The organism is Nitratireductor arenosus, assembly GCF_009742725.1.
GTDB lineage: Bacteria > Pseudomonadota > Alphaproteobacteria > Rhizobiales > Rhizobiaceae > Mangrovimarina > Mangrovimarina arenosa.
This window is the reverse complement of the sequence record NZ_WPHG01000004.1, coordinates 263,942-289,527: the sequence shown is the minus strand read 5'-3', so window position 1 is coordinate 289,527 and position 25,586 is coordinate 263,942. Positions and strand designations below refer to the sequence as shown.

Genomic DNA, 25,586 nt, shown 5'->3' with positions numbered 1-25,586 from the left:
GTCCAGAGGGAACAAGAAAAACCGGAGAACCGGTTTGCATCGTGGAGTGGGTTTGGATGGAACGTCGATCCGTCCCGTTTTCTGCACCCGCAAGACATCCTTGATCCTGTAACGGCGGACATGGTTCGCGGTGCTATCCCCAACCTGATCGGCAGGGGAAAGACATGATTTCATTTGTCGCGAGACGGCTCGGCACCATGGCGCTGACCATGTTCTGCCTGACGCTTATCGTCTTTTTCATGGTCAATCTTGAGCCCAACCTGCGCAAGCTGTCGATCAGTCAGCTCGACATGCGCTCCTCGGACGAACACATCGAAAGCTGGTTGGTCAAGAACGGCTACCGGGACAATTTCTTCGTCCGTTACGGTCGCTGGCTGGGAGTGGTCCAGAAACAGCCTTATGTCGATCCGGAGACGGGCGTGACGACGGCGCGTTTCTCCTATTGCGACGAACCGGACGAGCCCTATTACGGCGGCATTCTCCAGGGCGATTTCGGCTGCTCGACCAAGTTCAAGACGACCGTGGCGGCGAAGCTGTTTCCCGCGCTTGGCGCGACCGGCTTGCTGATGTTTTGGGTGATGATCGTGATGGTGCCGGTCTCGCTGCTGATCGGCGTGATCGCCGGCATGCGGGAAGGCACGCGAACGGACCGAAGTCTCTCGGTGGCGTCGATCGCCACGACGGCGACGCCCGAATATGTGTCCGGCGTCATCTTCACCATCATCTTCGCGTCGTGGCTCGGCATATTGAACGGCTCGGCGGCGACCGCCACCAGCCGCGGCATAACATTCTCCAATTTCACCCTGCCGGTGATGACGATGGCGATCTACGGCATCGGCTATATCGCGCGCATGACGCGGGCCTCGATGGTCGAGGTGATGACGCAGCAATATATCCGCACGGCGCGCCTCAAGGGGCTGGCCTTCAACGCGGTCGTCATCAAACACGCGCTCAGGAACGCGCTGATCGCCCCGTTCACGGTGATCATGCTGCAGTTTCCGTGGCTGTTGACCGGTGTCGTCATCGTGGAGGTGATGTTCCGTTACCAGGGCTTCGGCTACACGCTGGTGGAGGCGGCCGGCAACAACGACATCGATCTCCTGCTTGGATGTTCGCTGGTCTCGGTGTTCGTCGTCTTGTTCACGCAGCTCATCTCGGATGTGGGATATGCTTATCTCAATCCGCGTATTCGCGTTAGCTAGGGGGCGCTTCGCATGGAACTCGAGTATCTCGGCGCCTTCCAGACCTTTCTCGGTGTCATGGCGCGCTTCTGGCCGGTGTGGCTCGCACTCGCCATCGTGTTGGGCCTGAGCATGTCTTTCAAGGCGCGGCTTGGCCTTTACGGGCAGCTCTTCGATACTGGCGCGGGCATTGCCGGCGTCCTCATCTGCCTGTTCTGGCTGTTCACGTCGATCTTCGCCGACGTGATTTCGCCGTTCGATCCGCTGGCACAGATCTTCGTCATGAAAGACGCGCTGCCCGGCGCGATCGAGCCGGAATCAGGGCAGGCCTTCCTGTTTGGCGGCGACCGGCTGGCCCGGGATATTTTCAGTCGGATGGTGTTCGGCAGCCAGATCGTGCTGATCATCGCACCGGCGGCGACCCTGTTCGCGCTGATGGTTGGCATCACGCTCGGCCTGCCTGCCGGCTATTACGGCGGGCGTATCGACTCGCTCCTGTCGTTCCTGGCCAATCTGGTACTGGCCTTCCCGGTGATCCTGCTGTTTTACCTGCTGGTCACGCCGGGCATCATGGATACGCCGATCCCCTACGGAATGGCCGGGGTGTTCTTCCTCTTCCCGATCATCTTCTTCTGCACGCTGTTTTACACGCGCTACAAGAGCCGCCCGCAATTGCTCGTCGTGCAGCTCGCGCTGACGATCCTGATCGGGGGCTGGGTCTATCTCGGGCTGGTCTTCAACGCGGATCCGCTCGGCATCATCGCCATCCGGCCGAACGAGCTCAACATCTTCGTGGCGGTCGTGTTCGCGTCGAGCCCTGGCGTGTTCCGCATCGTGCGCGGTCTGGTGATGGACATCAAGACAAGGGACTATGTCGCGGCGGCGCAGACCCGCGGCGAGCGCCCCTGGTACATCATGCTGTGGGAGGTGTTGCCCAACGCGCGCGGACCGCTGATCGTCGATGCCTGCCTGCGGATCGGCTACACGACGATCTTGCTGGGCACACTCGGCTATTTCGGTCTCGGCCTGGCGCCGGAAAGCCCCGACTGGGGCACGGCGATCAAGGAATCGAGCCGTCTCCTGCGTTCATATATCCATCCGGCGCTGCCGCCAGCCATCGCGTTGATGTCGTTCGTGCTCGGTCTCAACCTGCTTGCCGACGCGCTTCGCGAGGAGTCGCTGAAGGACTGAAGGCGGCCGGACCACGATTCCCCTGCGCGCCGCCGTATCGCGGGGCGGGCAAAGACAGAAGAAAACCGAGAGCGACGCCATGAATGAAGCCATCAGCATCTCGCGGAGCCAGCAGGCGGGCGAACCGATCCTAAAAATCGAGAACCTGTCGATCTCGTTTTTCACGCGCAAGGGCGAAATTCCGGCCGTGATGGATTTTTCATGCTCCGTGATGCCGGGCGAGGCGATGGGCATTGTTGGGGAATCGGGGTGTGGCAAGTCGACCGTCTCGCTCGGCATCATGCGCGATCTCTCCAATGTCGGCCAGATCGTCGGCGGGCGCATCACGTTCAAGGGCCGCGACATGGGCGACATGTCGGACGAGGAGCTGCGTGCGATCCGCGGCAACGAGATCGCCATGATCTACCAAGAGCCGATGGCGAGCCTGAATCCGGCGATGAAGGTCGGACAGCAACTGATGGAAGTGCCGCTGATCCACGACAAGGTGTCAAAGAAGGAGGCCTATAACCGAGCGCTGGAGATGGTCCGTTCCGTGCGCCTGCCCGATCCCGAGCGGATGATGCGGTCCTACCCGCACCAGCTTTCAGGCGGCCAGCAGCAGCGCATCGTCATCGCCATGGCGCTGTTGTCGAAACCGGCGCTGCTTCTGCTCGACGAGCCCACCACCGCGCTCGACGTCACGGTGGAGGCCGGCATCGTCGAACTGGTCAAGGGGCTCGGCAAGGAATTCGGCACGTCGATGATCTTCGTGTCGCACAATCTCGGCCTGATTCTGGAGACCTGCGACCGGATCACGGTGATGTATTCGGGCGAGGCCGTGGAGACCGGCAATATCGACGACGTCTTCAACCATATGCGCCACCCCTACACGCAAGGCCTGTTCCGCTCCATCCCACTGCCTGGCGCGGACAAGAACTCGCGGCCGCTGATCGCCATTCCCGGGCAACTGCCGCTGCCGCAGGATCGGCCCAAGGGCTGCAATTTCGCGCCGCGCTGCCACCATTTCGTGGAAGGGGTCTGCGACGTGGCCGAAATCCCGATGATCGACGTGAAGGGTCATGATAGGCACCAGAGCCGTTGCCTGCGTTTCGACGAACTCGACTGGCAGGCGTTGCCGGAAGGCGCCGAGGTGGAGCACACGGCGACCGGACCCGGCGCTCCGGCGCTGGTCGTCGACAAGCTGAAGAAATATTACCATGTCGCCGCCAACGCGATCTTCGGCGGATCGGAGACGCGGACCGTCAAGGCGAACGAGACGATCAGCTTCGAGGCCCGCGAGGCCGAGACCGTGGCGATCGTGGGTGAATCGGGTTGCGGCAAGTCGACGCTCGCCAAGGTTTTGCTCGGCCTGGAAACGGCGACCGAGGGCACGGTGACGCTGGGCAACAAGGAAATCCAGTCGACGCCGATCGAGGAGCGCGACGTCGACACGATCTCCTCCATCCAGATGGTGTTCCAGAACCCGTTCGATACGCTCAACCCAAGCCATTCGGTCGGCTCGCAGATCATCCGTACGCTGGAAAAATTCAAAGTCGGCAACAGCCAGGCCGACAGACAGACACGCATGCTGGAACTGCTCGACCTGGTGAAACTGCCGCGCGCCTTCGCCGTCAGGATGCCGCGCCAGCTTTCGGGCGGCCAGAAGCAGCGTATCGGCGTGGCGCGCGCCTTCGCCGGCAACGCCAAGGTGGTGGTGGCGGACGAGCCGGTATCGGCGCTCGACGTGTCGGTGCAAGCGGCCGTCACCGAACTTTTGATGGACATCCAGCGCAAGAACAAGACGACGATGCTGTTCATCAGCCACGATTTGTCGGTCGTGCGTTATCTCGCCGACCGGGTGGTCGTGATGTATCTCGGTTATATCGTCGAGCAGGGCACGACCGACCAGATTTTTTCGCCGCCCTATCACCCTTACACCGAAGCGCTGCTTTCGGCGATCCCGATCGCTGACACCAGCGTCGTCAAGCAGCATATCGTGCTTGAGGGCGACATTCCGTCCGCGCTCAATCCACCCACGGGCTGCCCGTTCCAGACGCGCTGCCGCTGGAAATCGCGCGTGCCGGGCAACAAATGCGAAACCGAGGTGCCGCCGCTCAAGGAACTCGGCAATGGCCACAGAAGCCTATGCTGGCTCGACGACGAGATTCTGGACGAGATGGAGCCGGTGATTAGCTTCGAGGTCGGCGCCAGCAAGGTCGCCGAATCTAAGCGCAAACCGGCATCCGCCAAGGCTGCCAAGACGAGCCCGAAGGCCCGGCAAAAGGCAAAGGGAGAAATTCCCGGAGCCCGCGAGGCAGCGGCGAAGAAGACGGGTAGGGCGGGCGTGCGCAAGACACCGTCTGCTCTGCCGGGTGAATCCGCTCCGGCCAAGGTAATGTCGCAGGTCGGCGCCGGCCGGCAGGCGGTGAGCGCATCGACCAGGCCGGCGACCGCAAAGCGGCCGAAAACGGCAAAGCAGGCCGCGCCCGACACCGATCTCGCCGGCCGCAAGGCCAAACCGTCGGGGCCGAAAACAGTGTCACGCGGAGAGCTTGCCGCGAGCGGACCGGCACCGAAGACCGCCAAAAAAGCGCCGTCGGCTGCGGCCCGCAAGGGTAGCTCCGTCGCCAGGAAGGCAGGGCCAGCCAAGGCCCAGCCGGCGTCCGACCCGGACAAGAACCGCCCGCCGGCGATGAAAAAACCGGCCCGGCCGGACGACCTCAAACTGATCTCGGGCGTCGGCCCGAAGATCGAGGGAATTTTGAACGGGCTCGGCATTTACAGCTACAGCCAGGTTGCTTCGTGGAAGAAAGCCGAGCGCGGATGGGTCGATGGGCATCTGAAATTCCACGGTCGCATCGAGCGCGAGGACTGGGTGAAACAGGCCAAGGCGCTCGCGAAGGGCGGCGTCGCGGAATACGTCAAGGTGTTCGGCAAGAAGCCGCGGTAGCTGCAGGCTTTCCGGAGGTTGTCCATTTAAGGATGAACGGCTCAAAGCGGTCCGTGGTGTGCCTGCCCGCACCGCGCGCCGGTATCCCGCCGGCACAGGGGCGGATATCGCCGCCTCATAATGTCCGCGTCCGATCGTTTCCTTCTGCAACCGGCTGCAATCATAACCTGTCCAAGGGGGAAACCCGCGCGTATCCAACATGGTGGGTATAGTGATGGCGGGGTGATTAAACGTCGCGAAAAGGGGCACCGCCATGGGCGCGAGAACAAGGTATGACCGGCGTCAACGTCTGGTCTATTTGCAGGAACATCTGCGCGAACTGCGCCAGATGGCCCAGGGGGACGGGCTGCCCCTGATCGGGTATTTTGTCGAGATGGCCTATATCGAGGCGTGCGACACGGTACGCAGGGAACGTCCCTTCGACACATCCGACAATGAGAACAAAGCCCAGGAGACGGTCCTGGCCACGGATAAGGGCGACTCATCTTTGGCTCGAGCCGTCTGACCGCCGGGACTTCGTGGTCTGACCGGGAGCGCGTGGCGATATGGTGCCGGCACCGTGAACCGCGCGCGACGCTGGTGAGGGCGCGAAAGACCAAGGTCGGACAATCGCGGTTGGACAGGCGGCATCAAAAGTACAAGGCGCTCCCGGCCTGGGCGGCTTTTCCGCCCCGGCCCTTCGGACGTTTCGTCGGGCAGGTCCGATAAGCCAGTTCTCGCCGTCAAAGCCCTTGCCCGATACTGATATCGCGCCGCGGACGTCTCCTTGCCGGACCGAAAAATCCGCTCCATCAAACCACTTTCATCCAAAGATGAACCGCTCGGGTCTTGCCGGAAGCGGTTTGACGGGCTGGATTTTGGGCGCTCGGGACAAGCCGCGCAGCGCGATGATGAATTATCTTCGCGTCACGGGGTGATCTTTTCCGAAAACCGGTGCCCATTTTTCAGGATTTTGCTCCAGGCAGCGCTTTTCGATTTCCTCTCGAACCGCCCGCGCAAAAACCCTGTTGGCACTCTGGGCTTCCGCCCGAGCCGCCTGACGCAGCGCATGCTGGGGGTCTTCCCGGCCATAAGCTTCCATCATGGCGTCGGCGGCGCGCGTTACCTCAACGGGATCGGGTTTGCTTGTCATGCGGGCAATCCGGGGTGAGCGATTTGATGCTGAAGGTTTTATAGCAAACAAAATGAGAGGGCGCTATTCCAGCGGCACATTTTCTGGAAGGTCAGCGAAGAAATTCACCGGAATCACCCGTATCTCCTTGAATATCAGACACGTGCTCAACTTGCGAGTCGGCCTAATGCCGAAGTAGTCGATAACGGCGATAGGCCATTTTGTGAGGTAAACTGAACAAGATTGAATTTTCGTCAACGATATTTCGCTGGTTGTTGCATTCCCGCGCACAGCGCGGTTGGGCCGTATCGGTTCTGCCGCCGTATCCGGATGTTACAGAGTATCACATCGCAATCGCGCACTTGGAACATCTCGGCTCCACGGCGGTGGGGCTTCCTTGCGGGATGGTCCTGCGTCGATCTTGGCGTAGAAGCGACCGAGCAGCGCGGGAACCGGAAGGTTGCAGCACCCGATTCCGTCTCTGATAAAATATGAGAATAATACTCATGTAATAGTCGCTGCCTGGCAGTGATCTAAAAATTTGACCGATTGATAAAAAAAGAAAACGTGCTAGATTTTTCCCAAATCAAGAATGGGGAACAAGGATGGCACAAGGCCAGTTCAAGGACGGGATTGCCGCCGGGCGACTGTCGCAAGCGCAATATTCGGAAAATTTTTCCGATCTTCATCCGCCGCTTGACCGCCATGAAGCGGTCGTGGAGGCGGATCGGTGCTATTTCTGCTACGACGCGCCGTGCTTGCAGGCCTGCCCGACCTCGATCGACATCCCGATGTTCATCCGCCAGATCGCCACCGGCAATCCGCTCGGATCGGCCAAGACGATCTTCGACCAGAACATTCTTGGCGGCATGTGCGCACGTGTGTGTCCGACCGAAACGCTGTGCGAGGAAGTGTGCGTGCGCGAGGTCGCCGAGGGCAAGCCGGTGCAGATCGGGCGGCTGCAGCGCTACGCCACCGACGTGGCGATGGAAGCAGGCAGGCAGTTTTACGAACGCGCCGCGTCGAGCGGCAAGACGGTCGCGGTGGTCGGCGCCGGACCGGCCGGCCTCGCCTGCGCCCATCGGCTGGCGGTCAGCGGCCACGCGGTCACCCTTTACGAGGCCAAACCCAAGCCGGGCGGCTTGAACGAATATGGTATCGCCGCCTACAAGACCGTGGACGAATTCGCCCAGTCCGAGGTCGATTATGTGACGGCGGTCGGCGGCATCTCGATCGAATATGGCATGGCGCTCGGCCGCGACATCGCGCTTGCCGAACTGGCGGCTAAGCACGATGCCGTCTTTCTGGGCATGGGGCTGGCCGGGGTCAACGCGCTGCGCGCGGAGGGCGAGGACGCGTCGGGCGTGGAAAACGCCGTCGAGTTCATCGCCGGCCTGCGCCAGGCGGACGATCTCGCCACCATCCCCGTCGGCCGCCGGGTCGTGGTCATCGGCGGCGGCATGACGGCGATCGACGCGGCGATCCAGTCCAAGCTGCTCGGCGCCGAGGAGGTGACGATCTGCTACCGGCGCGGCAAGGAGCATATGAACGCCTCGGAATACGAGCAGGATCTTGCCGCCTCGAACGGCGTCGTTATTCGCCACTGGCAACAGCCCAAACGCGTCGTTGCGGTCAATGGCACGACGGTGGGCATCGAACTCGAATATACCCGCCTGGTCGAGGGAAAGCTGGTAGGCACCGGTGAGGTGGTCACGCTCGCAGCCGACCAGGTGTTCAAGGCGATCGGCCAGACTTTCGATGCCGCCCCGCTCAACGGCAGCGGCAACGCGATCGCGCTCGAAAAGGGCCGCATCAAGGTTGACGAGGAGGGCCGGACCTCGATGACGAAGGTTTGGGCCGGCGGCGACTGCATTTTCGGCGGCGACGATCTGACGGTTTCCGCGGTCGCGCAGGGCCGCGACGCGGCGATGAGCATCGACCGGGCGTTGATGGGCTGACGGCGCCGGCATGGACACGGCCCGCGCAAGGGAGAACGGGACCATGAGCCATTACCTGGTGACGGCGAAACCACGCGGCGCGCTGATGGCGGAACTGAGCGACCAACTCGACCGCGCCGCGTTCCGCTCGCTCAAACCGTTTGGCGGCGCGCTCACGGTCGCACTCGAGAATGCCTGTCTGCGCGCCGACGGGAATGCGATGTGGGAAGAAGAAGACTATTGCGATCCGCCGCTCGCCGAAGAGCGGGTGGCGGTCCTCGACCGGTATTTTGACGATCTTCGCGTGGAGGCGGTGGAAAAGAGTGAAGGTTGGCGTCGCATTGCCGGCCTTCCCGCCCTGTTTCCGGACCTCGCGGCCAACAAGGGGAACTGACCATGGCAGACATCCGCAACAATTTCGTCGGGATCAAATCCCCCAACCCGTTCTGGCTCGCCTCGGCCCCGCCGACCGACAAGGAATATAATGTCGTACGCGCTTTCCGCGCCGGCTGGGGCGGTGTGGTGTGGAAGACGCTCGGCGAGGACCCGCATGTCGTCAACGTCAACGGGCCGCGTTACGGCGCGATCTGGAGCGGCGACCGGCGTCTGCTGGGCATGAACAATATCGAGCTGATCACCGACCGGCCGCTACAGACCAATCTGCGCGAGATCAAGCGGGTCAAGAAGGAGTGGCCCGACCGGGCGATGATCGTCTCTTTGATGGTGCCGTGCGAGGAGGAGAACTGGAAGTCGATCCTGAAACTGGTCGAGGAGACCGAAGCCGACGGCATTGAGCTGAATTTTGGCTGCCCGCACGGCATGTCCGAGCGCGGCATGGGTTCCGCCGTCGGGCAGGTGCCCGAATATATCGAGATGGTGGTGCGCTGGTGCAAGCAGAACTCGCGCATGCCGGTGATCACCAAGCTCACGCCCAACATTACCGACATCCGCAAGCCGGCGCGCGCGGCCAGGGCCGGCGGCACCGATGCCGTGTCGCTGATCAACACGATCAACTCGATCACCGGCGTCGATCTCGACAGTTTCGCGCCGGAGCCGACCATTGACGGCAAGGGTTCGCATGGTGGCTATTGCGGCCCGGCGGTGAAGCCGATCGCGCTGAACATGGTGGCCGAGATCGCGCGCGATACCGAGACCGCCGGCCTGCCGATCTCCGGCATCGGCGGCATCACCACCTGGCGCGACGCGGCCGAGTTTCTGGCGCTCGGGGCGGGCAACGTGCAGGTGTGCACGGCGGCGATGACCTACGGCTTCAAGGTCGTCGAGGAGATGATCGAGGGCCTGAAAAACTGGATGGACGTCAAGGGCCACGCCACGCTCGACGATGTGATCGGGCGTGCCACACCCAACATCTCCGACTGGCAATACCTCAATCTCAACTACGTCACCAAGGCGCGCATCAACCAGGATCTGTGCATCCAGTGCGGCCGTTGCCACATCGCTTGCGAAGACACCTCGCACCAGGCGATCACGGCAATCGTCGACGGCAAGCGCCGCTTCGAGGTGATCGAGGAGGAATGTGTCGGCTGTAATCTGTGCGTCAATGTCTGCCCGGTCGAGAGCTGTATCGACATGGTGGCGCTGGAGGCTGGAGCCCTCGACAAGCGCACAGGCGAAAAGGTCGATCCGACCTATGCCAACTGGACGACGCATCCCAACAACCCGGCCGCGAGGCAGGCCGCGGAATAGCCAGCGCAGGCGTTGACGCCGCCGTTTCGCGCTGGCGGAAAATTTCACCCGTCAAGACAAGGACCATCCATCAATCGGGCGTCGGCCCGGTTGATGGATGGATTGTTGGCGTCCTATCGATTTGTTGTCCGTTTTTTTACCCTCCACCCGCATGATCGCCGTTTAGTGATGCATCCATTGGCAGCCGGCGATACAGATATATGCGACCAGATGCCTTGTCCGCGAACGATCCCGCGCGCGCCCTGTCGCGCTTCACCGGCGAGTTTCGGGATGCCGCGCTCGAGGATGATTTCCGTCGCGACCAATATGCCGAAATTCTGAGGCAATCGAAGTTCCTATTCGGCCTCGGGCTGTTGGTCAGCCTCGTCCTGGCCGGCGTTAACGCTCTTCTCGCGGACCAGGAACTCGTTCCCCTTGCGCTTGCCGCGCGCTCGGTCGCGTTTGCCGCGTCGCTTGCCTGCCTGCTGGTGGTCGGACATGTGGCGAAGTCGCTCGTCGAACCGCTGCTGGTCGTCTGGCAGGTGGTGATCACGCTGGCCGCGGCGACGTTGATTTTTGTTCAGCAGAACGTCGACGCGGTCTCCGTCCTGATGTTGCCTGCGGCTTTTTATCTGGCCGTTCCGACGCGCTTTCGAGTTGCCGTCATCACCAACGGTGTTGCAAGCCTTGTCATGATGGGCAGTTACACCGCGTATGCCGGAGCGACGGAAACAACGTTGCGGACGGGTGTGGCGCTGATCGTCCTCACCGGGCTTCTTGCGGCATTGCGCGGGCGGAGCGGGCGTGATCTGCGGATCGCCTGGGCAACCGCGCGCTCTCGCGCCGAGGCGCTCGCCGAGCTCGCGCAAAGCCGCAAGCTGATCGAACGTATCTTCGAGGCGGTTCCGATCCCGCTGGTGGTGGTGTCGACGGCGAGCGGGAGGATCAGGCGGGCTAACAAGGCGGCCGGGTTGTTCCTGCACGGTTCGACGGGCGGGCTGGTCGGTTGCCGGGCTGCCGATCTTCATGAAGATCCCGGCGACGGATCGGCGCTCTTGGCCTCTCTCGCCCGCGAGGGGGCAGTGCGGGATTTCCCCACCCGGGTCCACGCCGCCGACGGCAGCGTTCGCTCGGTGCTGGTGTCGGCCAACGTGGTTGACAAGAGCGCGGCGGACATGCAGGTCGTTTCGTCGGTGTTTGATATCACCGGTCGGCTGCAGCAGGAAGAAAAGCTCCGCAAGGCGGAGGCCGAATACCGGGCCCTGTTTGAAAATGCCGTCGTGGGGGTTTACCGAACCACGCCCGACGGCAGAATGCTGCGCGCCAACCCGGCGCTGGTTCGTCTGAACGGATATTCCTCGGAGGCCGAACTGGTCACGGCCGTCAACGATATTGCCTCTGAGTGGTATGTCGAACCGCAGCGCCGCGAGGAATGGGCGCGGCTCATGGGCCGAACCGGGCGGGTCATCGATTTCGTTTCGGAGGTCTATCGTCACAAGACACGCGAACGCATCTGGGTCTCCGAAAACGGTTGGACGGTCTGGGACGAAAACGGGGAGCCGGCCTATTTCGAAGGAACGCTGATCGACATCACCGAACGCATGCGGGCCGAAAAACAGAACGCCTATTTTGCAAGTCACGATCCATTGACCAACCTGCCGAACCGGCGCCATTTCATGGAGCGGCTTGAGCAGGCGCTTGCACAGCGCAAGCGCAAAGGCGGCTGGCTTGCGGTCATGTATCTCGACCTCGACCGCTTCAAGCCCGTCAACGATACGTTTGGCCACGCGGCGGGCGACCTTTTGCTGGCGGATGTGGCGCGACGGCTGAAGTCGGTATGCCGGAGCGAGGACGTGGTGGCGCGCATCGGCGGTGACGAGTTCACGATCCTGTCGACGAGTGCCGACGAACCGGACGGTTCCCTAGGGCTGGCGGAGCGTATCCTCGCCGCCTTTGTCGAACCTTTCAGCTTGGACGGTTCGCGCGCGCTTGTCGGCGCGAGCATCGGCATCGCGTTCGCACCCTATGATGGCGTTAGTCCCGATGAGTTGTTGAGGAAGGCAGACCAGGCGCTCTATGCGGCAAAATCGGCCGGCCGTAACACGGTGCGGACCTTCAATCCGGATTTTGGCCGACATGCCGGTGAAAGCGGCGCGGATCGCGCCGCCGGTTGAAGCGCGCTGCACTGTTTCAGCCTCGCTCGGCGCACCCCAGGCTTTCGAGATTGCGCATGTTGTGCCCCAAAACCGGTCCCGGCCTTCGCCGGACGTGCGTTCGGGCATGGGCTTCTCGAAAACGGAGCCCCGCTCTCGGGACATTGTTCCAGGGTTGTGAACCAGCCTATCGCTGCGCCGACACCAGCAACATCATCGGCCGCTCGATTTCTTCGGCGAGATCAGCGTTTTCCGCGATCTGGGCGGCAGTCGGCGCGAATTCGCCGACATGGCGGATCGCGAAACCCGCTCCGATCAGCGTATTGAGGGTGGTGGCGATCGTGCGGTGATATTTGAGAACGCCCCTGGCGAACCAGTCGGTGCGGCGTTCGCCCTCGACGGAATAACCGTTGACCGGCCAAGTCTTGCGGCCGTGATCGTCGGTCAGCCAGCGTGGGTGCGCGGCGGCCATATAGACGGGATGCTCGATCGTGAAGACGAAATGCGAGCCGGGGGTCAGCGCCTGCAGGACGGTTGCCGCGAGGGCGCCGAAATCCTCGATATAGTGGAAGGTGAGGGCGCTGTAGGCGAAATCGAAAGCCTCCTGCGGCAGGACGAGCTTTTCCAGGTCCGCGATCTCGAAGGTGACCATCGGATCGGTCGTGTCGGCCCTGGCGCGCGCGGTCATGTTTTCCGATAGATCGATCCCAAGCGCGGCGGCCGCGCCGTTTTCCCGCGCCCAGCGGGTGAACCAACCGAAGCCACACCCAAGGTCGACAACCCGCCGTCCGGCAAGGTCGGGGAGCATAGCGCGGACGGCCGGCCATTCCGGCGCGCCGGCCAGGCCATGCTGCTGGCGCGGCAGTCCGCTGTAGCCGGCGAAAAACTCGGGATTATCGTAGATGTTCTGTGCCATTTTTCTCTCCATCGATCTACCGATGGGACGGGGCACGTCCGCAGAAAAACCCCGTCCGTCAGCGGCGGGGTTGCGGGATACGCGATGCGTGCTGCTTTCAGCGCGGTCGTTTATCCGGCATCCCGCCTACAGGGATGCCGGCGGGCCGGGAAACAATCAACGTGTCCTTTTCGCGCATAGGCCGGTTATCGGGAACGCGGCAGGCGCTGTCAATGCCCTCTGGCGTCCGCCTTCCCCGATCCGGAAGCCCAGATGGATTTCATCGGCGGGCGGCGATGCCGGCAAGGAAACGCCTGTCAGGGCGCGTCAGGAGGCCCTCATGCTTACATTGAAGATAAAAAATATCCATGATAGAAAATATCGAAAATAGGAAGTGGCGATGAAACTGTCCGAAGGCGTAGAGGCGGCGATCCATTGCGCCGCGCTGCTGGCCGGTCTGGCGCCCGGCAAGACCCTGCCGGCGGCGGCGCTGGCCGACTATCATGGCGTGTCGGCGAGCTATCTCGTCAAACATCTCAACAGACTGGTCGCGGCGGGCATGCTTGCCTCCGTGCCCGGCCCTCACGGCGGCTATCGGCTTGGCCGACCGGCGACGCGGATTTCCCTGCTCGATATTGTACTCGCGGTCGAGGGGCCGGAGCCGGCCTTTCGGTGCGGCGAAATCCGCCAGCGCGGTCCGGGTGCGCTGGAGCCTGAAGCCTATCGCAAACCCTGCGGTATCAACGTCGCCATGCTCAGGGCCGAGCAGGCCTGGCGTGGCGCTCTGCGCGCCGCGCGGCTTGCCGACGTGATTGCCGGCTATGAGGCCGAGGCCGATCCGCGCGCACTGGCGTTCGGCTGCGCGTTTCTAGAGCGGCATCAGCGCCCCGGGAGCCCCCTGTCGAACCCCGAATGAAAGGAAAAATCATGCAACAGCGTCTCGACTACTGGAAGACCGAACCCGCGCTACTGAAGATCGTGCTCGAGCTCGACACGGCGGTAAAGCAGTCCGGCCTTGATATCGGGCTGGTTCACCTCGTCAAGCTGCGCGCCTCGCAGATCAACGGCTGCGCCTATTGCGTGGATATGCACAGCCGCGAGGCGCGTCGCGACGGCGAAAGCGAACAGCGCGTTCAACTCGTCTCGGCCTGGCGGGAATCGCCGCTTTTTTCGCCGCGCGAGCGCGCCGCGTTCGAATGGACGGAAAGGCTGACCAGGATCGCTGACGGGCCGGTCGAAGATGAACAATACGAGGCGGTGTCGCGGCATTTTTCGAAGTCCGAACTGGTCAAGCTCACCGTCCTGATCGGCGTCATCAATATCTGGAACCGGATCGCGATCCCCTTCCGCACAATCCATCCCGTTGTCGATGGCGAAAGCCGCGCCGCCTGATGGCGCGGTCCTTTTTTGCAGGAAAGTCATCATGTCTATCGCGTTTCTGTCTCTCGCCGAACCGGCCGGTCGTTTGCTGATCGGCGGTGTCTTTGTCTTTGCCGGCTGGCGCAATATCCGGGCTTTCCCCATACTGGCCGGGGTAATCGCGGCGCGCGGTTTGCCGTTCGCGCCGGTGTTGCTTCGCGCCGCGATCGCCCTGCAACTTGGCGCCGGCGCGTTGGTGATCGCCGGGATGTGGCTGATGCCGGCGGCACTGGCGCTGATCGCCTTCCTAATGGCAGCGACCTATCTGTTTCACAATTTCTGGGACTATCAGGGGCTAGACCGGACCAACCGGATCAACGGGCTTGCCAGCAATGTCGCGCTGGTCGGCTCATTCCTTCTGGTGGCGGCCGGCTAAGGTCAGGCCCGGCGGCTCAGGACCAACCGAAAAAGCTTTTCCCGTAGCGACCGGCGCGTTACGTCAGATGCGCCAAGGGGAGAATTGCTTGACCCACGCCGCCGATCTTCACGTCGCGCGCCGACCCGATCACAGGAGTTTCGCCACCGGCAGGCAGAAGCTGCTCGGCCATCTGGCGGGGCTGTGTTTTGCGGCGCTCGTGGCAGGCTCGTTTTCCTTCGGCGCGCTGGCGGCCCCGCATATCGGGCCGGCCGCGATCAACGCGGCGCGGTTTTTGTTCGGCACCACGATCATGGGCGTTGCGACCTGGCTGTTGATCGGCGGCGGCGCGCTGGCGCGGCCGCACGCGCCCTGGCGGTTCCTGGTGCTGGGCGGCCTGATGGCGATCTTCTTCGTCACCATGTTCGTGGCGCTGCAATTCACCGCGCCCGTGTCGACCGGCGCGGTCTTTACGCTGATGCCGCTGATGAGCGCCGGTTTCGGCTATCTGTTTTTGGGCCAGGTGCCGCGGCCGCTGGTCGTCTTCAGCCTGGTGGTCGCGGCGGCCGGCGCGATCTGGGTGATCTTTCGCGGCGACCTCGATGCCATTCTCGGCTTCGATGTCGGGCGCGGGGAGGTGATCTTCTTTTTCGGCTGTGCCTGTCACGCCGCCTATGCCCCGCTGGTGCGCAAGCTCAATCGCGGCGAGCCGGTACTGGCCTTCACCTTCTGGACCCTGATGGCCACGGGCATCGTCATTGCTGCCTACGGGCTGCGCGAAATCTCTGGCACGGCCTGGGCGGAACTGCCCGTGATCGTGTGGGCGGTGATCGCTTATCTCGCCGTCTTCACCACTGCCGGCACCTTCTTCCTGCTGCAGTTCGCCACGCTCCGGCTGCCGGCCTCCAAGGTGCTCGCCTACGGCTATTTGATGCCGAGCATCGTCATCCTCTACGAGGGCATGCTTGGCCATGGCTGGGTGAGCGCGAGCGTGGCAGCGGGCGCGCTGGTCACCGTTCTTGCCCTGGCGGTGGTGGTGTTTTCGCGCGATGGCTGAGGCCGCTCGCACGGGGATGAAGGGATGGATGCAATGGAGGCGGCAATGGATAAAGCTCTTTTCGACTATGGCCGCAAAATCCTGGCCGCCCAGCCCTTCAGCGTTCTTCTGGGCACCGAACTCGTCACCTTTGAGCCCGGCCGGGCCGAACTCGGGCTCGATTTGAAGCCCGAACATCTGCAGCAGCACGGTTTCGCCCATGGCGGCGTCGTCTCCTATCTGGCTGACAACGCGCTGACCTATGCCGGCGGCTCGGTGCTGGGGGATTCGGTGACCCTGGAGTTCAAGATCAATTATCTGCGGCCCGCCAAGGGCAGCCGGCTGGTGGCGCGGGCCCGCGTGACGGGCGCGGGCAAGTCCCAGGCCGTGTGCCAGTGCGATGTGGTGGCGATCGACGAGGCCGGCGTGGAAAAACTGTGCGCGGCCGCGCAGGGAACGATCTGGAAGGCGGGGTGAGGCGGCCGAAAGCCCCGCGCCGCGTCAGCCCTTCGGCTTGAGCCCGTCCATGAACAATTGCTCCAAAAACCGGGCGGCGTCTTCGAACCGACCCTCGCCGTCGCGCCCGGGGCCGAGCACGGCGCGGACCTGAACGTCGAAATCGGCATAATGCTGGGTGGTGGCCCAGATCGAGAAGATCAGGTGGCGGGGGTCGGTGCGCGCGATCCGGCCGGCCTTCATCCAGCCCAGAATGACCTCGGCCTTCTCGTCGACCAGCGTCTTCAACTCGTCTTCCAGCATCGGCATGGCGCGCGGCGCGCCCTGCAGGATGTCGTTGGCGAAAAGCCGGCTTTCGCGCGGAAAATCGCGCGCCATTTCGAGCTTGCGGCGGATATAACCGCGCAGTTCCGTCAGCGGATCGCCAACGTCGTCGAGTTCGCGCAACGGCGCCAGCCAGGTGTCGAGCAGACGCTGGATCAGCGTGTGATGTATGTCTTCCTTGCTGCGGAAATAGTAAAGCAGGTTCGGCTTCGACATCCCGGCGGCCTCGGCGATCTGGTCGATCGTGGAGCCGCGGAAACCGTGCTGGGAAAACACTTCCAGCGCAGCTTCCAGGATCAGTTCGCGTTTCTGTTTCTGAATGCGGGTGCGGGTTTTCGGCGAAGCTGTATCCACGTTCGTATTCCTGCTCCGCTAGCGGCCACGCTCAAGACCGCCCCCAATCTTTGGACCAATCGACTGGACCAGCGGATGCCGGCTTGTGGAGCGCGAAGCCGGGCGCGCACTTCGTCTACAATTCCCTTGACCGCCTTCATGGCGGTGCTAACGTTTGTCCAATCGGTCAAAAATGGCGTAGCACAGTTACGCGCGAAAAACCAAACGTTGGCGCAACATCGGCTCAAACCACGAAATGAAAGGCCTGGTATGTCCAACAGACTGAATGTCGCACCGAACGATCTTTCCGCGTTCTGGATGCCGTTCACCGCCAACCGTCAGTTCAAGCAGGCGCCGCGCATGCTCGTCGCCGCCAAGGACATGCATTACACCACGTCCGACGGCCGCGAGATCCTCGACGGCACGGCCGGGCTGTGGTGCGTCAATGCCGGCCATTGCCGCCCCAAGATCACCGAGGCGATCCAGCGCCAGGCGGCCGAGCTCGACTACGCGCCCGCCTTCCAGATGGGCCATCCGGTCGTGTTCGAACTCGCCAACCGGCTGGTCGACGTCGCGCCGCAGGGCATGGACCATGTGTTCTTCACCAATTCCGGGTCCGAATCCGTCGACACCGCGCTCAAGATCGCGCTCGCCTATCACCGCGTGAAGGGCGAGGGCTCGCGCTTCCGGCTGGTCGGACGCGAGCGCGGCTATCACGGCGTCAATTTCGGCGGCATCTCGGTTGGCGGCATCGTCGCCAACCGCAAGATGTTCGGCACGCTTTTGACGGGCGTCGACCATCTGCCGCACACCCATTTGCCCGAAAAGAACAATTTCGTGCGCGGCGAGCCCGAGCACGGCGCCGACCTTGCCGACGAGCTGGAACGCATCGTGGCGCTGCACGACGCCTCGACCGTTGCCGCGGTGATCGTGGAGCCCGTCGCCGGCTCTACCGGCGTGCTGATCCCGCCGAAAGGCTATCTCAAGCGCCTGCGCGAGATCTGCGACAAGCACGGCATCCTGCTGATCTTCGACGAGGTCATCACCGGGTTCGGCCGTCTCGGCACGCCGTTCGCGGCCGATTATTTCGACGTCATCCCCGATATTATGACGACCGCAAAGGGCGTGTCCAACGGCGTCATCCCGATGGGGGCGGTGTTCGTGAAGAAGGAGATCCACGATGCGTTCATGAACGGGCCGGAACATCTGATCGAGTTCTTCCACGGCTATACCTATTCCGGCAATCCGATCGCCTCGGCGGCGGCGCTTGCTACGCTCGACACCTACAAGGAAGAAGGGTTGCTGACGCGCGCGGCCGAGCTGTCGGAGCACTGGGCGGACGCGCTGCATTCGCTCAAGGACGCCCCGCATGTCATCGACGTGCGCAATATCGGCCTCGTCGGCGCGATCGAGCTCGAACCGATCGCCGGCCAGCCGAGCAAGCGCGCCTTCTCGGCCTTCGTCAAGGCGTTCGAGCGCGGCGCGCTGATCCGCACCACCGGCGACATCATCGCGCTGTCGCCGCCGTTGATCATCACCAAGGGCCAGATCGACGAACTCGTCGACCATGTGCGCGAAGTGCTGACCATGGTGGATTGAGATGGGCGGCGAGCGCCCGAAAGCCAGCCACGACGTCTTGATCGACGACGAGCGCGTGCGCGTGACCCGGTGGGATTTCCCGCCGGGTGCGGAAACCGGCTGGCACTGTCACGGCCTGGACTATGTCGTGACCACGTTGACGCCCTGCGCCTTCCTGCTTGAGGAACCGGGCGGGACGGCGCGCCGCGTCGACATGGAGGCCGGCGTCAGCTATCGCCGCGACGAGGGCGTGGAGCACAATGTGGTCAATGCCGGCGACGCGCCGATGGCCTTCATGGAAGTCGAACTGAAATAGGGGAAATCAGCATATGGCCGCACCGGGCGAGAATTTGAGGATCAACGCCGACCGTCTCTGGGAGTCCCTGATGGAGATGGCGAAGATCGGTCCCGGTGTGGCCGGGGGCAACAACCGCCAGACGCTGACCGACGAGGACGGCGAGGGCCGGCGCCTGTTCCAAAGCTGGTGCGAGACGGCGGGGCTGGAGATGGGCGTCGACGAAATGGGCACCATGTTCGCGCGCCGCGAGGGCACCGACCCCGACGCGCTGCCGGTCTATGTCGGCTCGCATCTCGACACCCAGCCGACCGGCGGCAAATATGACGGCGTGCTCGGCGTGCTCGGCGGGCTGGAGATGATCCGCACGCTCAACGACCTCGGCATCAAGACCAAACACCCGATCGTGGTCACCAACTGGACCAACGAGGAGGGCACCCGCTTCGCGCCGGCGATGCTGGCCTCGGGCGTGTTTGCCGGCGAACACGCGCTCGACTGGGCCTATGCGCGCGAGGACGCCAAGGGCAAGACGTTCGGCGAGGAGCTGGAGCGCATCGGCTGGAAGGGCGAGGAAAAGGTCGGCGCGCGCAAGATGCACGCTTTCTTCGAGCTGCATATCGAGCAGGGGCCGATCCTGGAGGCCGAGGGCAAGGATATCGGCGTGGTCACGCACGGCCAGGGGCTGTGGTGGCTGCAGGTGACGCTGACCGGCAAGGATTCGCATACCGGCTCGACGCCGATGCCGATGCGCAAGAATGCCGGGCTCGGCATGGCGCGCATCACCGAACTGGTGCACGAGATCGCCATGAGCCATCAGCCGGCCGCGGTCGGCGCCATCGGCCATTGCGACGTCTATCCCAATTCGCGCAACGTCATTCCCGGCAAGGTGGTCTTCACCATCGATTTCCGCTCGCCCGACCAGGAAACACTCGACGCGATGAAGGCGCGGCTTGAGGCTGAGGCGCCGAAAATCGCCGAGGAACTCGGGCTGGGCATCGAGATCGAACCGGTCGGCCATTTCGATCCCGTCACCTTCGACGAGGGCTGCGTCACGGCGGTGCGCGAGGCGGCCGAGCGGCTCGGCTATTCGCATCGCGATATCGTTTCGGGCGCCGGTCACGACGCTTGCTGGGTCAACCGGGTCGCGCCGACGGCGATGGTGATGTGCCCGTGCGTCGACGGGCTTTCGCACAACGAGGCCGAGGAAATCTCCAAGGAGTGGGCCGCCGCCGGCGCCGACGTGCTGTTCCACGCGGTGGTCGAGACGGCGGAGATCGTGGAGTGACGAATTGGCGTTCCGTATCGGCTGGTCATGCGCGGGCTCGACGCATGCCGGCGCGGGTCGACAGGCCTTCACGGAGGGCCCCGGCGCCGACCCGTCCTGCTACAGTCGAGCGGATCGGGTAAGCCGTGGCCGTACGTGCTGGCGCGATCGGGCCGCGGGCGATCAAGGCGATCATCGCCGGCGAGATCGCGGCCTATGATCCGGTCGCCGAGGCGCGCAGGACGTCGCGCACCGGCAGCGCCGCGACGGCTAGCTGGTATGAACGCACGCTGGCGGATTTCGAGGCCGACTTGATCGAGCCGGCTCCGGTCATGGTAGGGTTTTCCGGCGGCCTCGAGCAGCGTTGTTGGTCGGTGACGCGCGGCGACGAGCGCTATCACGTCGTCTACATGCCCAAGGCCGGTTATTTCGCGCTCGCCGTCGCCACCGTGTTCGGCCCGGTCGACATCGGCGTGCACGGCAGGGCGATCGACGTGTTCGGCGCGGTGTGAGGCGATGGTGCGTGCAGTCGGCCAAGACAAGATTTCATGCGTGGGGGCGCCGAAAAGGAAAAACGGCGCCTGGCGCCGGAGCGGCCGGGCCGCATGAGCGGCTGCCGTGCCGATCCGACGGCGTGAGGCCACGAGAAAGACCAGCAGGGAGGTTGCAACATGTCCAAAGTCATCAAGAACGGAACCATCGTCACCGCGGACCGGACATGGAAGGCGGACGTGCTGATCAAGCACGACAAGATCGTCGGCATCGGGCCGGATCTGCACGCCGACCATGAGATCGACGCCACCGGCTGCTACGTTCTGCCGGGCGGCATCGACCCGCACACCCACCTGGAAATGCCCTTCATGGGGACCTATTCCAGCGACGATTTCGAGTCCGGCACGCGCGCGGCGCTGTCGGGCGGCACCACGATGGTGATCGACTTTTGCCTGAGCCAGCCCGACGGCTCGCTGCTCGACGCCATCAAGATGTGGGACAACAAGTCGACGCGCGCCTGCTGCGACTATTCCTTCCACATGGCGATCACCTGGTGGGGCGAGCAGGTGTTCAACGAAATGCCGGAAGTGGTCGAGCGCGGCATTACCTCGTTCAAGCATTTCATGGCTTATAAGGGCGCGCTGATGGTCAATGACGACGAGATGTATTCCTCGTTCAGCCGCTGCGCCGAGCTCGGCGCCCTGCCGATGGTGCATGCCGAAAACGGCGACGTGGTCGCCGCCCTGCAGGAAAAGCTGCTTGCCGAAGGCAATAACGGGCCGGAGGCGCACGCCTATTCGCGCCCGCCCGAGGTCGAGGGCGAGGCGACCAACCGCGCCATCATGATCGCCGATGCGACCGGCGCGCCGCTTTACGTGGTGCATACGAGCTGCGAGCAGAGCCACGAGGCGATCCGCCGCGCGCGCCAGAAGGGCATGCGCGTCTACGGCGAACCGCTGGTCCAGCATCTGGTGCTCGACGAGAGCGAATACGCCAATGCCGACTGGGACCATGCCGCGCGGCGGGTGATGAGCCCGCCCTTCCGCGACAAGCAGCATCAGGATTCGTTATGGGCCGGGCTGTCGGCCGGCTCGCTGCAGGTGGTCGCCACCGACCACTGCGCCTTCACCACCGAGCAGAAACGCACCGGCCTCGGCGACTTCACGAAAATCCCGAACGGCACCGGCGGGCTCGAGGACCGTTTGCCGGTCCTGTGGACCTATGGTGTGGCCACCGGCCGGCTGACGATGAACGAATTCGTCGCCGTCACCTCCACCAACCCGGCCAAGATTTTCGGCATGTATCCCAAGAAGGGAGCGATCACCGAGGGCGCCGACGCCGACATCGTGGTCTGGGACCCGGAAAAGACCAAGACGATCTCGGCCAAGACGCAGCAATCGGCGATCGATTACAACGTCTTCGAGGGGATCAAGGTCAAGGGCCTGCCGAAATACGTGCTGTCGCGCGGCGAGGTCGTCGTCGACGATTTCCAGGTCAAGGCCAAGCCCGGCCATGGCCAGTTCGTCGCGCGCGAGGCGCGCGGCCCGGTCAGCACGGCGCTGTCGCAATGGAAGGAGATCACCGCCCCGCGCAAGGTCGAGCGGTCGGGCATTCCGGCAAGCGGGGTTTAGGCGTGGCCGGCCTGTCGCCGGCCGCAACGATCAGGATCGCCGCGGCGGCCATCGTCAACCGGCAAGGCCAGATGCTGCTGGTGCGCAAGGCCGGTACCGAAATCTTCATGCAGCCCGGCCGCAAGATCGACCCCGGCGAGACGGCGTGCGCCGCGCTTGTGCGCGAATTGCGGGAGGAACTGGGGCTCGAGACCAACGAGGGGGCCCTGCGCTTCCTGGGCAGGTTTTCGGCGCCGGCCGCCAACGAGCCCGGCCACGCCGTCGAGGCCGCCCTTTACCGGCTGCATCACGACGGGCCGGTCTCGGCCCAGGCCGAGATCGCCGAACTGGCCTGGTATCCAGGCGACCTGCCACGGCGGGCGCGGCTGGCGCCGCTGACGCGCGACCACGTGATTCCGGCGGCCGGGCTGTGAGGATGTTTTTTCGCGTCGCTTTCATCGCAGGCTCGCGGCGAGCGTCAAACGCTCTCCCGCTGCCTGCGTGTTTTGCGCCAGGCGCAGCGGTTTCAACGCAGCGGCTTGGCGGCGGCCGGCTCGGCGTTCTATCCTCGATTTCAGCGCCGCCGGGGCGGCGTATCCAGTGGAGACCGACCGATGCGCAATAGTTCCGCCGCGATCAGGGGGCAGGCCACGGCCGGCGACGGCGCGGGCCTGCCGGCGGATGCCGGGGCCGGGGCGCGAAGCGTCGTGGAGGCCAAGGGGCTCGGCCTGACCTTCCAGACCGGTGACGGGCCGGTGCGGGCGCTGGCCGATGTCGATCTATCGATCGGCAGGGGCGAGTTCGTTTCCTTCATCGGCCCCTCGGGTTGCGGCAAGACGACGTTTCTGCGCGTCATCGCCGATCTCGAACAGCCGACCGCCGGTTCGATCACCGTCAACGGCATGACGCCGCAGGAGGCGCGGCGGCGGCGCGCCTATGGTTATGTCTTCCAGGCGCCGGCGCTCTATCCCTGGCGCACGATCGAAAAGAACATCGCGCTGCCGCTGGAAATCATGGGTATCGGGCGCGCCGAGCAGCAGGAGCGCATTGACCGCGTACTGGATCTCGTCGACCTGAAGGGGTTCGGCAAGAAATTCCCGTGGCAGCTTTCCGGCGGCATGCAGCAGCGCGCCTCGATCGCGCGCGCGCTCGCCTTCGACGCCGATCTGTTGCTGATGGACGAGCCGTTCGGCGCGCTGGACGAAATCGTGCGCGACCATTTGAACGAGCAATTGCTGAAACTGTGGGAACGCACCACCAAGACGATCTGCTTCGTTACCCATTCGATTCCGGAGGCGGTCTATCTGTCGACCAAGATCGTGGTGATGTCGCCCAGGCCGGGACGGGTGACCGACATCATCGATTCGACCCTGCCCAAGGAGCGGCCGCTCGACATTCGCGAAAGCCCGGAGTTCTTGAAGATCGCCCACCGCGTGCGCGAGGGGCTGCGGGCGGGGCACAGCTATGAGTGAGGTCAAGGCGATATCGGCCGCGGCCGATCGCGGGGCCCGACGTCCGCACGGGGGCGGGTGATGGTGGCGGTCGACCCGGTGGCGAACCTGCCGACGGCAAGGCCCACGCTGGGCGCGCGCCTCGTCGGCGGCAAGACGGTTCCGATTCTCACCGTCGTCGTTGCGCTCGTGGCGCTGTGGTACGCCTTCGCGGTCTATCTGAACGCGCCGTGGCAGCTCGACCGCTACGCCAAGTCAGAGCGGGAATGGACGGCCGCCGAGCTTGTCCGCGACACGCTCAACCAGGAACGGCCGGTGCTGCCGAGCCCGCATCAGGTGATGGCCGAAATCTGGAAGACGACGGTCGATGTGCGCCCGACATCCAAGCGCAGCCTCGTCTATCACGGCTGGGTCACGCTGTCCTCGACGCTGCTCGGCTTCGCCATCGGCACCGCGCTTGGCATTCTGCTCGCCGTCGGCATCGTTCACAACCGCGCCATGGACAAGTCCGTCATGCCGTGGGTGATCGCCTCGCAGACGATCCCCATCCTGGCGATCGCCCCGATGATCATCGTGGTTTTGAACGCGATCGGCCTGTCTGGCATCCTGCCCAAGGCGCTGATCTCGACCTATTTGTCGTTTTTCCCGGTCGTGGTCGGCATGGTCAAGGGGCTGCGCAGCCCCGAAGCGATCCAGCTTGACCTGATGCGCACCTATTCGGCCGGCGCCGGCCAGGTATTCTGGAAACTGAGATGGCCGAGCGCGCTACCTTACCTGTTTACCTCGATGCAGGTCGCGGTCGCCATCAGCTTGGTCGGCGCGATCGTCGGCGAAATGCCGACCGGCGCGGTGGCGGGCCTGGGCGCGCGGCTTCTGGCCGGCTCCTATTACGGCCAGACCGTGCAGATCTGGGCGGCGCTGTTTGCCGCGGCCGCGATCGCGGCGGTGCTGGTGATGGCGGTCGGTTTCGCGCACGGCCTGGTCTTGAAGCGCATGGGGATGGCGCGATGAGTGTGTTCCTGCTCGCCGTCCTGTTCTGGCTCGCGGCCTGGGCCTTTAACGAATGGCTGGTGCGCCGGCAGCCGGAAAGCCGCACCCAGGCGCGGCTGATCGGTATCGTCGTCCCGCTGATCTTCGGCGCGACGCTTCTGGTTTTGTGGGAAGGCGCGGTGCGCGGCTTCGAGGTTCCGTTCGTGCTGCTGCCGCCGCCGTCCGCGATCTGGGACCGGCTGATCAACTCGCTGCCGATCCTGTGGGCCGATTTCCGCCAGACTTTTCTCAAGGCGGTGCTGGCCGGCTACGTGCTGGGGTGCGGATCGGGGTTTTTGGTCGCAATCCTGATCGACCGGTCGCCGTTTCTGCAGCGCGGATTGTTGCCGCTCGGCAATTTCGTCTCGGCGCTGCCGGTGATCGGCGTGGCGCCGATCATGGTGATGTGGTTCGGTTTCGACTGGCCGTCCAAGGCGGCCGTCGTCATCATCATGACCTTCTTTCCGATGCTGGTGAACACGGTCCAGGGCCTGACCGCGGCGTCGGCAATGGAGCGCGACCTGATGCGCACCTATGCGGCCGGCTACTGGCAGACCTTGTTCAAGCTGCGCCTGCCGGCCGCCGGACCGTTCATCTTCAACGCACTCAAGATCAATTCGACGCTGGCGCTGATCGGCGCCATCGTGGCGGAATTCTTTGGCACGCCGATCGTCGGCATGGGGTTTCGCATTTCCACCGAGGTCGGACGAATGAACATCGACATGGTCTGGGCCGAAATCGCGGTTGCAGCGCTGGCGGGTTCTGTCTTTTATGGTGTGGTTGCGCTCGTGGAACGGGCCGCCACGTTCTGGCATCCGTCTATCCGGGGAGGATAGGCATAATTTCAACCACAGAGGGAAC

26 protein-coding genes are annotated in these 25,586 nt (G+C 63.8%); 23 read left to right on the top strand and 3 right to left on the bottom strand.

The features are described from left to right. Window positions 1-164 precede the first annotated feature (164 nt). The 8 genes from GN330_RS17880 to preA all read left to right on the top strand — a co-directional run bounded on the left by GN330_RS17880 (window position 165) and on the right by preA (window position 10,056). Window positions 165-1,202 (top strand): ABC transporter permease, encoded by a 1,038-nt coding sequence (locus GN330_RS17880; RefSeq protein ID WP_156714080.1) that lies wholly within the window; start codon window positions 165-167, stop codon window positions 1,200-1,202. A gap of 12 nt (window positions 1,203-1,214) precedes the next feature. After that, window positions 1,215-2,372 carry an ABC transporter permease gene (locus GN330_RS17875; RefSeq protein ID WP_156714079.1) on the top strand — a complete coding sequence of 386 codons (1,158 nt, stop codon included), beginning with the start codon at window positions 1,215-1,217 and terminating at the stop codon, window positions 2,370-2,372. Window positions 2,373-2,451: 79 nt separating this feature from the next. Continuing rightward, a complete protein-coding gene (locus GN330_RS17870; protein ID WP_156714078.1) occupies window positions 2,452-5,301 on the top strand; it encodes a dipeptide ABC transporter ATP-binding protein in 2,850 nt (949 codons plus the stop codon). Window positions 5,302-5,554: 253 nt separating this feature from the next. Continuing rightward, window positions 5,555-5,806 carry a hypothetical protein gene (locus GN330_RS17865; RefSeq protein WP_156714077.1) on the top strand — a complete coding sequence of 84 codons (252 nt, stop codon included), beginning with the start codon at window positions 5,555-5,557 and terminating at the stop codon, window positions 5,804-5,806. Between the two features lie 261 nt (window positions 5,807-6,067). Next, the gene (locus tag GN330_RS17860; RefSeq protein WP_156714076.1) at window positions 6,068-6,451 is read left to right on the top strand and encodes a hypothetical protein; all 384 of its coding nucleotides are present in this window, start codon (window positions 6,068-6,070) and stop codon (window positions 6,449-6,451) included. A 566-nt stretch (window positions 6,452-7,017) separates the two neighbouring features. Next, window positions 7,018-8,370, top strand: a complete 1,353-nt coding sequence (locus GN330_RS17855) for an NAD(P)-dependent oxidoreductase (protein WP_156714075.1) — start codon at window positions 7,018-7,020, stop codon at window positions 8,368-8,370. Window positions 8,371-8,413: 43 nt separating this feature from the next. After that, the gene (locus tag GN330_RS17850; RefSeq protein WP_156714074.1) at window positions 8,414-8,743 is read left to right on the top strand and encodes a hypothetical protein; all 330 of its coding nucleotides are present in this window, start codon (window positions 8,414-8,416) and stop codon (window positions 8,741-8,743) included. A gap of 2 nt (window positions 8,744-8,745) precedes the next feature. Further along, on the top strand, window positions 8,746-10,056 hold the full coding sequence (gene preA / locus GN330_RS17845; RefSeq protein ID WP_156714073.1) for an NAD-dependent dihydropyrimidine dehydrogenase subunit PreA: 1,311 nt from the start codon (window positions 8,746-8,748) through the stop codon (window positions 10,054-10,056). A 335-nt stretch (window positions 10,057-10,391) separates the two neighbouring features. Here the strand turns inward: preA and GN330_RS23530 are convergent, their stop codons facing one another. Continuing rightward, the gene (locus tag GN330_RS23530; protein ID WP_197435222.1) at window positions 10,392-10,535 is read right to left on the bottom strand and encodes a hypothetical protein; all 144 of its coding nucleotides are present in this window, start codon (window positions 10,533-10,535) and stop codon (window positions 10,392-10,394) included. A gap of 42 nt (window positions 10,536-10,577) precedes the next feature. Here GN330_RS23530 and GN330_RS17840 point away from each other — a divergent pair, with 42 nt between their 5' ends. Further along, entirely contained in the window at window positions 10,578-12,209 is a 1,632-nt protein-coding gene (locus tag GN330_RS17840) for a diguanylate cyclase domain-containing protein (RefSeq protein WP_197435221.1), read from the top strand. A gap of 166 nt (window positions 12,210-12,375) precedes the next feature. On the opposite strand, the gene GN330_RS17835 is transcribed toward GN330_RS17840, so the two are convergent. Then, window positions 12,376-13,104, bottom strand: coding sequence for a class I SAM-dependent methyltransferase (locus GN330_RS17835; protein WP_156714071.1), 729 nt, complete (start codon window positions 13,102-13,104; stop codon window positions 12,376-12,378). Between the two features lie 379 nt (window positions 13,105-13,483). Between GN330_RS17835 and GN330_RS17830 the strand changes: the two genes are divergently transcribed. From GN330_RS17830 to GN330_RS17810, 5 genes are all read left to right on the top strand, one after another. Further along, on the top strand, window positions 13,484-13,999 hold the full coding sequence (locus GN330_RS17830; protein WP_156714070.1) for an RrF2 family transcriptional regulator: 516 nt from the start codon (window positions 13,484-13,486) through the stop codon (window positions 13,997-13,999). Between the two features lie 11 nt (window positions 14,000-14,010). Further along, window positions 14,011-14,475 (top strand): carboxymuconolactone decarboxylase family protein, encoded by a 465-nt coding sequence (locus tag GN330_RS17825; RefSeq protein WP_156714069.1) that lies wholly within the window; start codon window positions 14,011-14,013, stop codon window positions 14,473-14,475. Between the two features lie 31 nt (window positions 14,476-14,506). Continuing rightward, entirely contained in the window at window positions 14,507-14,878 is a 372-nt protein-coding gene (locus GN330_RS17820; protein WP_156714068.1) for a DoxX family protein, read from the top strand. Between the two features lie 88 nt (window positions 14,879-14,966). After that, the gene (locus GN330_RS17815; protein ID WP_246188741.1) at window positions 14,967-15,914 is read left to right on the top strand and encodes a DMT family transporter; all 948 of its coding nucleotides are present in this window, start codon (window positions 14,967-14,969) and stop codon (window positions 15,912-15,914) included. Window positions 15,915-15,959: 45 nt separating this feature from the next. Then, on the top strand, window positions 15,960-16,370 hold the full coding sequence (locus GN330_RS17810; protein WP_156714066.1) for a PaaI family thioesterase: 411 nt from the start codon (window positions 15,960-15,962) through the stop codon (window positions 16,368-16,370). Between the two features lie 24 nt (window positions 16,371-16,394). On the opposite strand, the gene GN330_RS17805 is transcribed toward GN330_RS17810, so the two are convergent. Continuing rightward, window positions 16,395-17,027: a TetR family transcriptional regulator C-terminal domain-containing protein gene (locus tag GN330_RS17805; RefSeq protein ID WP_343040839.1), complete on the bottom strand. Its 633-nt coding sequence runs from the start codon at window positions 17,025-17,027 to the stop codon at window positions 16,395-16,397. Window positions 17,028-17,276: 249 nt separating this feature from the next. Between GN330_RS17805 and aptA the strand changes: the two genes are divergently transcribed. The 9 genes from aptA (at window position 17,277) to GN330_RS17760 (ending at window position 25,561) form a co-directional block, all read left to right on the top strand. Continuing rightward, window positions 17,277-18,605 carry an omega-aminotransferase AptA gene (gene aptA, locus GN330_RS17800; protein WP_156714065.1) on the top strand — a complete coding sequence of 443 codons (1,329 nt, stop codon included), beginning with the start codon at window positions 17,277-17,279 and terminating at the stop codon, window positions 18,603-18,605. A 1-nt stretch (window position 18,606) separates the two neighbouring features. Then, a complete protein-coding gene (locus tag GN330_RS17795; protein ID WP_156714064.1) occupies window positions 18,607-18,900 on the top strand; it encodes a cupin domain-containing protein in 294 nt (97 codons plus the stop codon). Window positions 18,901-18,913: 13 nt separating this feature from the next. Next, entirely contained in the window at window positions 18,914-20,164 is a 1,251-nt protein-coding gene (locus GN330_RS17790) for a Zn-dependent hydrolase (protein ID WP_156714063.1), read from the top strand. Window positions 20,165-20,289: 125 nt separating this feature from the next. After that, window positions 20,290-20,655, top strand: a complete 366-nt coding sequence (locus tag GN330_RS17785; protein WP_106571484.1) for a hypothetical protein — start codon at window positions 20,290-20,292, stop codon at window positions 20,653-20,655. A 159-nt stretch (window positions 20,656-20,814) separates the two neighbouring features. Further along, window positions 20,815-22,266: a dihydropyrimidinase gene (gene hydA, locus GN330_RS17780; RefSeq protein WP_156714062.1), complete on the top strand. Its 1,452-nt coding sequence runs from the start codon at window positions 20,815-20,817 to the stop codon at window positions 22,264-22,266. Window positions 22,267-22,268: 2 nt separating this feature from the next. After that, a complete protein-coding gene (locus tag GN330_RS17775; RefSeq protein WP_343040837.1) occupies window positions 22,269-22,679 on the top strand; it encodes an NUDIX hydrolase in 411 nt (136 codons plus the stop codon). Window positions 22,680-22,859: 180 nt separating this feature from the next. Then, window positions 22,860-23,717, top strand: a complete 858-nt coding sequence (locus tag GN330_RS17770) for an ABC transporter ATP-binding protein (protein WP_156714060.1) — start codon at window positions 22,860-22,862, stop codon at window positions 23,715-23,717. A 60-nt stretch (window positions 23,718-23,777) separates the two neighbouring features. Then, window positions 23,778-24,707, top strand: a complete 930-nt coding sequence (locus tag GN330_RS17765) for an ABC transporter permease (RefSeq protein ID WP_156714059.1) — start codon at window positions 23,778-23,780, stop codon at window positions 24,705-24,707. Continuing rightward, window positions 24,704-25,561 (top strand): ABC transporter permease, encoded by an 858-nt coding sequence (locus tag GN330_RS17760; protein WP_156714058.1) that lies wholly within the window; start codon window positions 24,704-24,706, stop codon window positions 25,559-25,561. Before GN330_RS17765 ends, GN330_RS17760 begins: the two co-directional genes overlap by 4 nt. Window positions 25,562-25,586: the final 25 nt, after the last annotated feature.

Excerpts from the sequence above, each read along its gene's own strand:
- GN330_RS17880 (WP_156714080.1), top strand. The coding sequence starts at position 165 with ATGATTTCATTTGTCGCGAGACGGCTCGGCACCATGGCGCTGACCATG.
- GN330_RS17875 (WP_156714079.1), top strand. The coding sequence starts at position 1,215 with ATGGAACTCGAGTATCTCGGCGCCTTCCAGACCTTTCTCGGTGTCATG.
- GN330_RS17870 (WP_156714078.1), top strand. The coding sequence starts at position 2,452 with ATGAATGAAGCCATCAGCATCTCGCGGAGCCAGCAGGCGGGCGAACCG.
- GN330_RS17865 (WP_156714077.1), top strand. The coding sequence starts at position 5,555 with ATGGGCGCGAGAACAAGGTATGACCGGCGTCAACGTCTGGTCTATTTG.
- GN330_RS17855 (WP_156714075.1), top strand. The coding sequence starts at position 7,018 with ATGGCACAAGGCCAGTTCAAGGACGGGATTGCCGCCGGGCGACTGTCG.
- GN330_RS17850 (WP_156714074.1), top strand. The coding sequence starts at position 8,414 with ATGAGCCATTACCTGGTGACGGCGAAACCACGCGGCGCGCTGATGGCG.
- preA (WP_156714073.1), top strand. The coding sequence starts at position 8,746 with ATGGCAGACATCCGCAACAATTTCGTCGGGATCAAATCCCCCAACCCG.
- GN330_RS23530 (WP_197435222.1), bottom strand. The coding sequence starts at position 10,535 with ATGTCCGACCACCAGCAGGCAGGCAAGCGACGCGGCAAACGCGACCGA.
- GN330_RS17835 (WP_156714071.1), bottom strand. The coding sequence starts at position 13,104 with ATGGCACAGAACATCTACGATAATCCCGAGTTTTTCGCCGGCTACAGC.
- GN330_RS17830 (WP_156714070.1), top strand. The coding sequence starts at position 13,484 with ATGAAACTGTCCGAAGGCGTAGAGGCGGCGATCCATTGCGCCGCGCTG.
- GN330_RS17825 (WP_156714069.1), top strand. The coding sequence starts at position 14,011 with ATGCAACAGCGTCTCGACTACTGGAAGACCGAACCCGCGCTACTGAAG.
- GN330_RS17820 (WP_156714068.1), top strand. The coding sequence starts at position 14,507 with ATGTCTATCGCGTTTCTGTCTCTCGCCGAACCGGCCGGTCGTTTGCTG.
- GN330_RS17810 (WP_156714066.1), top strand. The coding sequence starts at position 15,960 with ATGGATAAAGCTCTTTTCGACTATGGCCGCAAAATCCTGGCCGCCCAG.
- aptA (WP_156714065.1), top strand. The coding sequence starts at position 17,277 with ATGTCCAACAGACTGAATGTCGCACCGAACGATCTTTCCGCGTTCTGG.
- GN330_RS17795 (WP_156714064.1), top strand. The coding sequence starts at position 18,607 with ATGGGCGGCGAGCGCCCGAAAGCCAGCCACGACGTCTTGATCGACGAC.
- GN330_RS17790 (WP_156714063.1), top strand. The coding sequence starts at position 18,914 with ATGGCCGCACCGGGCGAGAATTTGAGGATCAACGCCGACCGTCTCTGG.
- hydA (WP_156714062.1), top strand. The coding sequence starts at position 20,815 with ATGTCCAAAGTCATCAAGAACGGAACCATCGTCACCGCGGACCGGACA.
- GN330_RS17770 (WP_156714060.1), top strand. The coding sequence starts at position 22,860 with ATGCGCAATAGTTCCGCCGCGATCAGGGGGCAGGCCACGGCCGGCGAC.
- GN330_RS17765 (WP_156714059.1), top strand. The coding sequence starts at position 23,778 with ATGGTGGCGGTCGACCCGGTGGCGAACCTGCCGACGGCAAGGCCCACG.
- GN330_RS17760 (WP_156714058.1), top strand. The coding sequence starts at position 24,704 with ATGAGTGTGTTCCTGCTCGCCGTCCTGTTCTGGCTCGCGGCCTGGGCC.